The following is an 11937-nucleotide window of genomic DNA, read 5'->3' as shown; positions in this document are numbered from 1 at the left end:
CCCGCCGCGAGCCGGCTGCTCAATCCTGCCGTCCATCCGGCTCGACGTGGCGATCGGCCGACCGTTCGTCGCGCCAGTCCGCCAGCGCACGCCACAGCGCCGGGCGCGCATGGTCGCGCGGCGGCAACGGGATCACGCAGGCGACGCCCCGCACGTTGACCACCACGCCCGAGTCGGGCAGCCTGGCCGGGATGCCGGGGGACGAAGGGTCGGCGTCCGGTTCGGACGCGATGCCGCGCTCGGGCGGGTGTCGAAACATCATGCGAAATCTCCGTGGCGCCGCGAATCGGCGAATCAGTAGCGAACGCGTCCGACCAGACCCAGCGGATCGATCGCGTGCTGGACGGCGCCGGCGAGCTGCCGTTGCGCGGCCGGCACGTGCTTGCGGTAGTACGCGATATTGACCGGCCCGACGCCGTGCTCCGCGCTGAAGCAGCCGCCTGCCTGCACGACGCGGTCGTACAGCGCGCCGCGCAGCGCCATTTGCTGCAGCGGCCCGTAGCGTTGCGCCGCGGTAGGCGGAATCGACACGACGAGATGGCAGCCGCCGTCGCCGAAATGGCCGAACGCATGACAGCGCAGCGCCGGATGCGCGGCGGCGAGCCACCGCTCGGCGTCGGCGACGAATCCGGCCAGCGCGCCGCGCGGGAACGACACGTCGAACGACAGCGGCAGGCCGTCCTGCGCGACCGCGGCCGGCAGCGCGTCGCGAATCCGCCAGAACCGTTCCGCCGGCGCGCACGCCGCGTCGAGCACCAGGCCATCGCCGGCCAGCGCGTCGAGCGTTGCGACCGCGCGTTCCTCGAGCAGCGCATCGAGCCCCGGCATGCCGGTCGCGATCTCGACGAGCGCGTGGCAGGCGGCTTCACCGGGCTCGAACGGCGCGCGCAATGCCGGAAACGCCGCCGCGACGCAACCGACCGCCGCCGCCGACATGAACTCGAACGCCGACAGCATCTCGCCGAATGCGCGTTCGAACGCGAGCAGGCCGGCGAGCGCCGCATCGTACGACGCGAACGCGACGAACGCCGCGCACGCCGACCGTTCGAGCGGCGCGAGCGCGAACGACACGGCCGTCACGAGCCCGTTCGCGCCATTCGCGCCGATGAAGCATTGCGCGACGTCGAAGCCCGCGTTGCGCTTGCGCAGCGGCGCGAGCGCGTCGATCACGGTGCCGGCTTCGTCCGCCAGCACGACTTCGACGCCGAGTACGTGACGGCGCACGTCGCCGTACTTGATCAGGCGGCTGCCGCCCGCGTTCGCACCGACGAGGCCGCCGGCCGCCGGATCGCTGCCGAGATCGATGGGCACGCAGAGGCCGGCTTCGCCCGCCACGCGGTTGAGGTCGGACAGCCGCACGCCGGCGTCGACCGTGATGCTGCGATTGGCCGGATCGAACGCGCGAACGGCGCGCATCCGCTCGAACGACACCACGCATTGGGTGCCGCTGCGATCGGGCACGGCCGCGCCGACGAGGCCGCTGCGCGCGCCCTGGGCGACGAGCCCGATCCGGTGCGCGACGGCGACGCGGGCCAGCGCGCGCACGTCGGCGGTCGATGCCGGCCGCGCGACGCCGAGCGGCACGCCGCCGTACTGCATGACGTCGGTCGCATACGGCTCGCATGCCGCGCCTTCGAGCCAGCCGTCGCCGAGCGCCGCGGCGAGCGCGTGCCGTTGCGCGGGGTGTGCCGCGTGTGCGGGCAACGCGTTCATCGTCAGCGTGCCCGCGCGAGCTGCTTGCGCAGCCGGCCGCGCACGACGACCAGCGCGATCAGCGGCACGACGCCGCCCCACAGCGGGCTGTGGCGCATCGCGATCGACACCGCGAGCGCGACGACGGTGACGGCGAGCAGCACGAGCGACAGCGAACGCACCCGCGCATGGTCGACGAACGTGCCGTCGACGAAGCCGCCGTCCGACCACGCGGTATGCACGATGCCGACCACCAGCACGCAGACGAGCATCGCGGCCGGCCCGAGTTCCTCGCCCCACAAACGGCTACCTGTCGGCGACACGAGCGCGAGCACCGCGCCGATCACGAGGAACAGGTCGACGCCGATCGCGATGCTGTTGCGCTGCGCGCGGCGCAGCAGCCACGCGCCGTGCACGAGCGCGAGCACGCCGCCGATCAGGAACGCGTGGGTCCAGCGCAGGTCCGGCTGCTCGGGGCCGAGCCGGCCGTAGAACAGGAACACGATCGCCGGCAGGAAGTTGCTCGCATGCAGCAGGTAGTCGGTTATGGGATGGTTCGATTTCATCGTGTCTCTCCTTCGTCGAAACAGCGTGGCGACGCGTCATGCGTCGTGCCAGCGGAACAGCCGCGCGGCGGCGAACAGGAACAGCGCGGTGCAGGCGGTCATGCCGAGCAGTTGCGGCGCGAGCTGCGCGTACGGCGCACCGTCGACCAGCGCGCCGCGCAGCGCGACGGCGAACTGGTTGGTCGGCAGGAACGCGAGCCCGGCCTTCAGCCACGCGGGCGCGTCGTGCATCGGGATCGTCAGGTCGCTGAAGAACAGCAGCGGGTAATACGTGACGTTGCACGCGAGTTCGGCTGCCGCGAGCGAGCGGGTGCGGCTCGCCAGCAGCACGCCGATGCTCAGCACCATCGCCGCGCCGAGCAGCACGATCGGCAACGCGCGCAGCCCGTCCGGCGTCGCGATCGGCAGTGCGATGCCGAACGCGACGCGCGCGACCGTCAGCAGCACGAGCGCCGACAGCGCCATCATCGCCATCCGCGCGACGATCAGCGCGGCGAGGAATACGCCGCGCGACACCGGGAAGCACACGTACAGCTTGAACGTATTGCGCTCGCGCAGCGCGGCGATCGCGGTGGTCGTCGAATTGAGACCGATCGCCATGAACGCCATCACCAGGATGCCGGTCGCGAAGAACGCGCCATAGTCGAACGGGCGGCGCGCGGGCGCGGCGTTCTCGAAGCGCGCCTGCGCGGCCGGCAGCCCGAGTCGCTGCGCGGCGCAGCGCGCGAGCGCGATCTCGACGACGCGCGACGCGGCCTTCACCGCGAGCGAGCCGTTGAAGTCGTAACGGATCGTCGCCGGCGTGCGTTCGTCCGCGCCGAGCACGACCGTCACGCGATCGGCCGGCGCGCCGCGCCCGCCGAAGGTCGCCTTCACCGTGTCGCTGTGCGACAGGCTGGCGACGATCTGCGCCTTGCACGCCTGGTTGTACGGCGTCGCGCCGCCGGGCACGTCGAACGCGATGTCGGCCGTGCCGAGCGAGCCCGAGCCGCCGAACGCGAACAGCATCACGCTCAGCAGGAACACGGGAAACACGAGCGTCCAGAACAGCGACGAGCGGCTGCGCAGATAGCCGAGCAGCTCGTTGCGCACGAGGATCAGGAATACCTTAGTCATGGGTCGGGCCCTCGGTGCACAGGCGCAGCAGGTCGCCCGGCGTGCTCGGCGCGAGCGCGAGATGCTGGATGCCGCGTTCGCCGACGATCCGGTGCACGTTCGGATGCAGCGTCGCATCGCCGAACGCCTCGACCACATGCGCGGCCGACACGCGTACGCCGGTCACGCCGGGCAGCGCCGCGAGCCGCTTGCGCAGCGCGCGCGCATCGGCTTCGTCGCGGCAGTGCAGGACCGCGCGCGCATCGCCGACGAGTTTGGCGCGCAGCGTGTCCCGGTCGCCCTGGTAACGCACGCCGCCGTCGCGCACCCACACGAGATCGTCGACCACGCTCAGTTCTTCCTCGGAATGGCAGATCATCGCGACGCTCGTGCCGCGGGCGCGATGACGCAGCAGGTCGATCACGACGCCGGCATAGCGGCGGTCGAGGCCCGTGAACGGCTCGTCGAGCACGGCGAGCTCGGGCCGGTGCGCGAGCGCGACGTACAGGTCGACGCGCTGGCGCTGCCCCTTCGACAGCGCGCGGCACGGCTTGTCGAGCAGTTCGGCGATGCCGAGCGCGTCGGTGATCGCCGCGTCGGTGTGCGCGTACATCGCGCGGTGCAGCGCGACGATCTCGGATACGCGCAGATGATCGGGATACTCAACCTTCTGCAACTGCGCGCCGAGCCGCCGCAGCGACCGCGAATCGCGCATGAAGCGCTCGGCCGGCACGTCGAGCACGCGCACGTCGCTGCCGCCGCGCCGGAAGCCGAGCAACGTCTCGAGCAGCGTGGTCTTGCCCGAGCCGTTCGGCCCGACGATCGCGGTGATCGCGCCGAGCCGGAACCGCACGTGGCGCGCGGAGAAGCGGAAATCGCCGGCCGCGACGTCGATCGCACGCGCGCCGAGCGCCGCGCCCGGCGCATGCGCGTCGGGCAGCGGCGGCGTGCCCGCGCGCTGCGGCCGGTCGAACGCGGCGGGCGGGCCGAACATCGCGCGCACGGACGCAAGAAACGAAACGCTCATCGTCGGCATCCTCAGTCGAACAGCATGACCTGCGTGTCGCGCGCACCCCGGTACGGGTTGCGGCCGTGCGCGACCAGCATGTTGTCGACGACGAGCACGTCGCCGGCCTGCCACGGGAACGCGCATTCCTCGTCGTCGAGCGCGTCGTAGATCGCCACCAGATCGTCGAACGGCATTGGCGCGCCGTCGCCGTAGCGGATCTCGTACGGGAACGCGGCGCGCGTGCCGTACATGCGCTGCAGGTAGCGGTAGCTGAGCTCGCCCATCGAACGCGGGTTCGGGTGCTGCGCGCTCGCCTGGTTGAACCACACCGTTTCGCCGGTGCGCGGATGCGTGCGCAGCGCGCTGCCGACATGCGACACGGTCACGCTGCCGTCGTCGAGCCAACGGCAGCCGACGCCGCGTTCCGCGCACAGCCGCTCGACCTCGGCGCGCTCGGTCGTGCCGAACGCGTCGTCCCACGGCCGGTGGTAGGCGGCGAACGGCAGGTTCGGGTTCGCGGCGAGGCCGTCCGCGCGGTCGCCCGGCGCCGCGAAATTGCGCAGGTACATCACGCCGCGCTCGGCGAACCGCGCGCGCAGCGCGGCCGGCACGCGCGCGGTCACGCGCCGCATGTCGCAGATCGGCGTTTCGCCGCCCGCGTCGGCCGGTTGCCGGCAGTAGAACGCGACGAGGCGCGGGAACGCGGGCATGTAGGCCATCTCCTGATGCAGCCCGATCCTGAACGGCGGCGGCATGCGGGTCGATTCGTACACCTGGCCGTCGATCTGCCGGCGCGGGGCGGCGCCGGCCGTATAGCCGTTTGCGTGCGCCGGATACAGCGCGCCGAGGCGGCCGAACGCGGCGGTGTCGGGCACCGCGAAGCCGCGCCACAGCAGCGCGCCGCATGCGTCGAGCAGCGTGTCGATCGTGTCGAGCCGCGAGCGGTACCACGCGACGAACATCTCCGGCGACGTCGCGAGTTCGGCGCTGCGCGGCGTCACGCACAGCGGCAGCGTCGCGCCGGGCGCGACCGGCGCGCACTGCACGTCGTCGGCGCCGAGCCGCACGGCGGCATGCGCGGCGAGGAAGGCGAGATCGGTCATCGCTCAGGCCAGCGCCGGTTTCTTCAGCAGGATTTCGAAGCCGAGCGCGCCGAGCCCCATGCTCGGGCTGTAGATCGACGCAACGGCAGTCAGGCCGGCTTCGGCCACCAGCGCATGCGCTTCGTCGAGCGTGATCTTTTCCTCGACGTGGGTCGGCGGATAGTCGGCGGCCGCGCGCATCTCGGTGAAGCGGTCGAGCAGGTGCTGCGGCGCGTCGCGGCGCATGTCGTGCACGAGCGCGATGCCGCCCGGCTCCAGCACGCGATACATCTCGGTCAGGCTGAGCGCCTTGTCGGGCAGGTGATGCAGCGTCGCGCGGCCGACCGCCATCGTCAGCGTGCCGTCGTCGAACGGCAGCGCGAGCGCGTCGCCGACGCGCATCTCGATCGTGTCGTCGAGCCCGAGCTCGCGGATGCGCGGGCGGCCTTCGTCGAGCATCGCCGGATCGAGGTCGATGCCGACGTAGCGCCAGCCGCGCATCGCCGGATCGGTCGCGAGCCGCACCGGCACGACGCCGGTGGCCGTGCCGATGTCGGCGATCGTGCCGGCCGTCATCCCGCGCGCGAGCTGGCGGATGCGACTGATGAACAGCAGGTCCCACGGTTCGAGCGTTTCGGTGGCGAAGCGATCGTAGTCGTTCGCCGGGCGCAGGTTCTTGAGCAGCATGACGTTCCTTGTGCGAAAGGGTGAAGGTTCACAGCCAGCCGACCGGCACGGCGGCCAGCAGCCGTCGCGCGGTCGCGCTGTTGACGCCGAACGCCGGGCGGCGGCGCCGTTCCACTGCATGCGCGGCCATCGCCGCGATGCGTGCGCCGAGCCCGACGCCGACGCCCCACGACGGCGCGGCGACGCCGAGTTCGAGCAGCGTCGCGGCGGTCAGGAAATCGATGTTCGGCCGCAGCGCGCGGCGCGCGTCGGCCTGCGCGCAGCACGCGTCGAACAGCGTCATGTACGCGCCATCGAAGCCTTCTTCCGAAAACCGGGCACGTAGGTGCGGCGGACGCGGATCGGCGACGAACAGCGGGTGGCCGAAGCCGTACAGCGTGCGTTTCGCATCGAGCGCCGCATCGATCGCCGCGCGCCCGGCCGCGTCGAGCGCAGCGGCCGACGCGCCCGCGCCGCCCGGCGCCGACTGCGCGAGCGCGGCGAGCCACTGCATCGCTTCGAGCGCCGCGCCGACGTGCGACGGCCCGCTCGCGAGGAAGCCGGAGGCGACGGCCTGCGTCAGCGTGACGCCGGTGCCGATCGCGACACGCGGCGCGAGCACGGTCGGCGTGATGTAGCCGAAGCCGGCGTGCCACGCGACGAGCAGCATGTCCATCGCCGCTTGCGCCGGTGTGTCGTGGCGCGTCGCGCCGGTCAGCACGAGCGTGCGTTGCGCGTGCGTCGCGGCGGCATCGAATGCCGCGCTGCCGGCGCCCGTGCCCGCGCCCGCCGCGAACGGCCGGCCCTCGATCGCCGCATGCAGCAGGAACGGCGCGGCGGCCGCGCACAGCAGCATCGTGTCGAGATCGGCATCGTCCGGCGCCGGGCCGTGCACGCGTGCGGTCACGTCGTCGAGGCCGCGCAGCAGGCCGGACGCGGCCGCGAACACCGGCGCGACGCCGGCCGCGCCGAGGTCGGCCGCGACCGACTGCGCGACCGAGCCGGGCGCCAGCGCGTCGGCGAACGCCGCGAGCCGCGCGCCGATCGTCGCCTCGTGCGCGCGATGGTCGGCGCTGCCGGGCGCGACGTCGAACCACAGATGCGCGAGCGCACCTTCGAACGTCGTCGCGCCGATCAGCGCGTTCAGGTCGAGATCGCGCACGCGCAGCGCTTCGGGGTCGAGCGTCGCGCCGTCGATGTCGGTGCCGCGATGACGCGTCGCCGGCCGGCCGAGCAGGTTGCGCGGCGCATCGACGGTCGCGGCCGTGGTGGCAGACGTGCGGGAATCGAGCGTCGTGTCCATGTCATTCCACCGCGGCGAGTTCGTCGCTGCTGACGCTGATCGCCGCGTGCGCCATCGCGGCGATCACGGCCGCGTGCTGGTCGACGACGGGCAGCACGTTCGCGAAGTAATAGCGCGCGCTTTTCAGCTTGCCGCGATAGAACGCACGTTCGGCCGGCGCGTCGGCCGTTTCCGGTGCGTCGAGCCGGCGCGCGGCGATCGTCGCGGATTCGAGCAGCACCCATGCCGACGTGACCACGCCGAACATCTCCAGAAAGCGCGTGTAGAACTGGCTGCTGCGATGCGTGTGGCCGTCCTGCACGTCGCGCGCGATGTCGTCGAGCGCGGCGGCGATGCGGTCGGCGCCCGCGCGCAGCGTATCGAACAGCGGCCGCAGTTCCGCATGCGTGCCGGGTTGATGCTGCTGCGCGAGGAACGCGTCGAGTTCGTCGCGGTAGTACTGGATCAGCCGCGAATGGCGGCCGAAGCCGAGCTTGTCGCGCACGAGATCCTGCGCCTGGATGTAGTTCGTGCCTTCCCAGATCGACAGGATCTTCACGTCGCGCGCGTTCTGCTCGACCGGGCTCGCATCGGTATAGCCGAGGCCGCCGTGCACCTGGATCGCCGTTTCGCAGATGCGCCACGCCTGGTCGGAGATGAACGCCTTGCAGATCGGCGTCAGCAGCAGTTGCAGCTTGCGATGGCGCTCGATCTCGGCCGGGTCGGCGTCGGGCGTCGCCTCGAGCATCGCCGCGCGCGTCGCGGTCGCCGCGAGCTTGCCGAGCAGGCCGCGGCAGCCGTCGACGCGGCTTTTCATGTCGACCAGCATGCGCTGCACGTCCGCGTGCTCGACGATCGCGACACGCGCCGCGTTCGTGTTCGACGCGCGCTCGATCGGCCGGCCCTGCAGCCGGCGGCCCGCATACTCGACCGCGTGCAGGTATGCGCTCGACGCGACGCCGACGCCGAACATCCCGGTGCTCATCCGCGCCTGGTTCATCAGCGGCATCAGCTGCAGCAGCCCGACGTTGCGGCGGCCGCCGAGCAGCCATCCTTTCGTCGTGCCGTTCGAGCCGAACACGAGATGCGTGTTCGCGCAGCCCTTGAGCCCCATCTTGCGCGGCAGGCCGATGCAGTCGACGTGGTTCGGCTGCAGCTCGCCGGTGGTTTCGTCGGGCCAGAAGCGCGGCACGACGAGGCACGACAGCGAGAACGAATCCGGCGACGCGGTGTCGATGCGCCCGAGCACGAAATACAGCGTGTTCTCCGTCAGCTCGTGCATGCCGGCCGAGATATAGACCTTCTCGCCGTCGATCGCGTAGATATCGCGTTCGAGCGGCGTCGCGCGCAGCGCGACCGCGGTCAGGTCGGTGCCGGCCTGCGGTTCGGTCGCGCAGAAGCACGCGTCCCAGCGGTACGCTTCGAGCGGTGCGATCAGCGCTTTCTGGTGCGGCGTGCCGTGCATCTGCAGCAGCTTGACCGCGGGGCGCGTGAAGCCGCCGTACGTCATGAACGACGGATTCGCGCCCATGAACATCTCGTAGATCATCTGCGTGACGATCGGCGGCAGCCCGTGCGCGGTGCCGAACAGCGTGTTCGACCACTCGTCGCGAAAGCGCGCCCACAGCGCGTGGAAATGCGAAGGAATCCGTACCTGTCCGTCGTCGAGCAGCGTGCAACCCTCGACGTCCGCCTGCTGGTAGCTGCGGCCTAGGTCGAGCGCGAAATCGCGTGCGCGTTCGAGCAGCGCATCGATCGATGCGCGATCGTGCGTGCCGTACAGGCCGTGTTCCGCCAGGAACCGCTTGTCGGCCTCGAACAGTTCCCACAGAAAGAAGCGCAGCTCGCGCAGGCTGACCTTGTAGGCGCTCATCATGCGTCTCCTTCGATATCGAGTGCGGCGTCGAGCCCGCCGGCCAGGTCGACGACGGCTGCTGCCGCCGCGCCGTGCAGTGCCGCGTCCCAGACGAGCACCGTGCGGCGTTCGCCTTCGTCGAGCGCGCCCGCGAGCCGGATCAGCGCGGCGGCCGATTCGGCCGACGACAGATGGCCCGACCCGTCGTGCTGGATGCGCGCGGGGACCGGAATCGACGCGGCGTCGGCCACGCGCGCCGCGAAGCCGGGATCGAAGCCGGGCGGCACGCACCAGTCGATCTGGTTCGCATGCAGGTCGGCCTGGTCGAGCGCGCGGCGGATCGCGCGCGCGGCGACCGGCGCGAGCGTGTCGCGCAGCGCGGCCGGCGCATCGGCCCACGGATCGGCGATCGACGGCCCGAATTCGAGCGCGACGGACCGCACGCCGCCCCACGCGGCCGGCTCGGGCGCCGGGCCCGCACGCGACACGAGCAGCGCGGCGGCCGCGTCGCCGTAGCCGACCAGGTCGCCGAACTGGCGGAAGAACGGGTAGAGCCATTTGTCGCTGAGGATCACGAGCGCCTGGTCGCCTTCGTCGCACAGCAGCCCGTCGAGCAGCATCAGTGCCGAATACCAGCCGAGCGTGCCGTTCTGGCCGAGCGCGAACGGCGTCACGCGCTGCAGCCCGAGTTCGTACTGCATGCGGCCGACGACCGAGTCGCCGATGCCTTCGTTGAGCGCGCAACTGGCGACGATCACGTGCGTCGTGCGGGCCAGCGCGCCGGAGCCGAGCTGGTCGCGCAGGTCGAGCGCCGCATCGGCGGCGAGGTCGGCGAGGCTGCGCCCGGGCGGCGCGATGCGCAGCGCGGGCCGGCCGCCCGGCGCGAGACGCGTGCCTTCGTCGGGCGTCAGCGCGCCCATGCCGCGCGGCCGCGCAAAGCGCGCCTGCGGCAGCAGCAGGTGCCGGTAGCCGGGATGGCGCTCCTGCGCCTGGATCGCACTGAACACGACGGCGGGCGGCAGCACCACGACGCCGCCGGACAGCGCGAGCGTGCCGGGCGCGGCGACGTGCGGCGCGCCGACACGGGTTTCATCGAGCGTCGACAGGGTCATGCGGCGGTCTCCTCGAGGTTCGGGCGCGCGAACGCGTCGCGATACTGCGCTTTCAATGCCGGTCGGTCGATCTTGCCGTTCGGGTTGCGCGGCAACGCCGGCAGCGGCTCGACGACGAGCGGGTTCATGTAGGTGGGCAACGCGTCGCGGCACGCGCGGGCGATGTCGGCGCGGCACGCGTCGGCGTCGAGCGTCGACACGACGCACGCGGCGATCGCCTCGCCGAGCGCCGGGTGCGGGACGCTGAACACGGCCGCCTCGCGGATGTGCGGCAGCGCGAACAGCACGTCCTCGATCTCGGTCGGGCTCACGCGATAGCCGGACGTCTTGATCATGTCGTCGCCGCGCGCGACGAAGTACAGATAGCCGTCCGCGTCGCGCCGCACGATGTCGCCGGACCACACGGCGACGTCCGGGCGCGGGATTTCGCCGTGTCGGCGCGGCAGCGGGCGAAAGCGCTGCGCGGTCAGCTCCGGCCGGTTCCAGTAGCCGAGCGTGACGAACGCGCCGCGATGCACGAGTTCCCCGGGCTCGTCGGCCGCGCATTCGCTGCCGTCCGCGCGCAGCACGAGGATCTCCGCGTTCGGCACGGCCTTGCCGATCGACGTCGGGCGCAGCGCCGCGTCGGCCGGCGGCAGATAGGTCGAGCGGAATGCTTCGGTCAGCCCGTACATCAGGTACGGCGAAGCCTGCGTGAACAGCGCCTGCAGGCGGTGCAGCAGCGGCGTCGCGAGATGGCCGCCGGTATTCGCGAAGCGGCGGATCCGCGTGCGCGCGCTGTCGCTCCAGCCAGCCGACGCAAGCTGCATCCACAGCGGCGGCACGCCGGTGATCGACGTGACGCCGAACGCATCGCAATGGCGCGGCACCTCGGTCGGCTGCAGGAAGTCGAGCGGCGTGTAGCAGGCGCCGGACGCGAGCGCGGTCGTCAGCTGGCTCAGGCCCGCGTCGAAGCTGAGCGGCAGCACGCCGAGCACGACGTCGTCTTCGGCGAGCTGCTGGTACGCGGCGACGCTGAACGCGCCCGACACCAGGTTGCGATGCGACACGACGACGCCCTTCGGCTTGCCGGTCGAGCCCGACGTGTAGAGCAGCGCGGCCGGATCGTCGTCGACCGGGCGGCCGGCGGCGGGCAGTGCCGGCGCGTCGGTGCCGGCTGCTTCGATCGCATCGGCCAATTGCTCGGTCAGCAGCGTGCGTTCGCCGACGAGCGCGGCGAGCGCCGGCAGGCGCTTGAGCCGCTGCGCGCCGGTCACGAACAGCGCGGCGCCGCTGTCGGCGACGATGTGTTCGATCTGCGCTTCCTTCAACTGCGGATTGACCGGCACGAAGATCGCGCCGAGTGCGTTGGCCGCGAGCATCGCGACCACGGTTTCGATGCGCTTCGGCGCGTAGATCGCGATGCGTTCGCCGCGCTGCACGCCGCGCGATGCGAGCGCGGCGGCACCGCGCCGGACCGCGCGCGCGAGCTGGTCGTAAGTCAGTGTGCCGCCGCCGTCCGCATACGCCGGATGATGCGGCCAGCGCACGGCGCCGTGTTCGAGCAGGTCGGCGATGCTGATCAATGCGTTCATGATC

At 71.9% G+C, this 11937-nt stretch carries 11 protein-coding genes; all 11 read right to left on the bottom strand.

Annotated features, from left to right (window positions below):
• Nucleotides 1-19: 19 nt before the first annotated feature.
• The 11 genes from CFB49_RS34590 to CFB49_RS34540 are packed head-to-tail and all read right to left on the bottom strand — an operon-like array spanning nucleotide 20 to nucleotide 11933.
• Entirely contained in the window at nucleotides 20-262 is a 243-nt protein-coding gene (locus CFB49_RS34590) for a hypothetical protein (protein ID WP_089493631.1), read from the bottom strand.
• Between the two features lie 32 nt (nucleotides 263-294).
• On the bottom strand, nucleotides 295-1713 hold the full coding sequence (locus tag CFB49_RS34585) for an FAD-binding oxidoreductase (protein ID WP_089493630.1): 1419 nt from the start codon (nucleotides 1711-1713) through the stop codon (nucleotides 295-297).
• A 2-nt stretch (nucleotides 1714-1715) separates the two neighbouring features.
• The gene (locus CFB49_RS34580) at nucleotides 1716-2258 is read right to left on the bottom strand and encodes a permease (protein ID WP_089438037.1); all 543 of its coding nucleotides are present in this window, start codon (nucleotides 2256-2258) and stop codon (nucleotides 1716-1718) included.
• Nucleotides 2259-2294: 36 nt separating this feature from the next.
• A complete protein-coding gene (locus tag CFB49_RS34575; RefSeq protein WP_089493629.1) occupies nucleotides 2295-3374 on the bottom strand; it encodes an ABC transporter permease in 1080 nt (359 codons plus the stop codon).
• Complete coding sequence (locus CFB49_RS34570) at nucleotides 3367-4380, bottom strand: ATP-binding cassette domain-containing protein (RefSeq protein WP_089493755.1); 1014 nt, start codon at nucleotides 4378-4380, stop codon at nucleotides 3367-3369. Before CFB49_RS34570 ends, CFB49_RS34575 begins: the two co-directional genes overlap by 8 nt.
• Before the next feature lie 11 nt (nucleotides 4381-4391).
• Nucleotides 4392-5465, bottom strand: coding sequence for a TauD/TfdA family dioxygenase (locus tag CFB49_RS34565; protein WP_069619831.1), 1074 nt, complete (start codon nucleotides 5463-5465; stop codon nucleotides 4392-4394).
• A gap of 3 nt (nucleotides 5466-5468) precedes the next feature.
• Nucleotides 5469-6131, bottom strand: coding sequence for a class I SAM-dependent methyltransferase (locus tag CFB49_RS34560; RefSeq protein ID WP_069619832.1), 663 nt, complete (start codon nucleotides 6129-6131; stop codon nucleotides 5469-5471).
• Between the two features lie 28 nt (nucleotides 6132-6159).
• Nucleotides 6160-7413, bottom strand: coding sequence for a citrate/2-methylcitrate synthase (locus CFB49_RS34555; RefSeq protein ID WP_089493628.1), 1254 nt, complete (start codon nucleotides 7411-7413; stop codon nucleotides 6160-6162).
• A gap of 1 nt (nucleotide 7414) precedes the next feature.
• A complete protein-coding gene (locus CFB49_RS34550; protein ID WP_179235001.1) occupies nucleotides 7415-9265 on the bottom strand; it encodes an acyl-CoA dehydrogenase in 1851 nt (616 codons plus the stop codon).
• Nucleotides 9265-10359: a hypothetical protein gene (locus CFB49_RS34545; RefSeq protein ID WP_089493627.1), complete on the bottom strand. Its 1095-nt coding sequence runs from the start codon at nucleotides 10357-10359 to the stop codon at nucleotides 9265-9267. The genes CFB49_RS34550 and CFB49_RS34545 overlap by 1 nt, the downstream gene beginning before the upstream one ends.
• Nucleotides 10356-11933, bottom strand: a complete 1578-nt coding sequence (locus CFB49_RS34540; protein WP_089493626.1) for an acyl-CoA ligase (AMP-forming), exosortase A system-associated — start codon at nucleotides 11931-11933, stop codon at nucleotides 10356-10358. The genes CFB49_RS34545 and CFB49_RS34540 overlap by 4 nt, the downstream gene beginning before the upstream one ends.
• Nucleotides 11934-11937: the final 4 nt, after the last annotated feature.

The organism is Burkholderia sp. AU17457, from assembly GCF_002223255.1.
In the GTDB taxonomy this organism is placed as follows: domain Bacteria; phylum Pseudomonadota; class Gammaproteobacteria; order Burkholderiales; family Burkholderiaceae; genus Burkholderia; species Burkholderia sola.
Note: the sequence above shows the minus strand (reverse complement) of the source record. Positions and strands in the feature narration are given on the sequence as shown.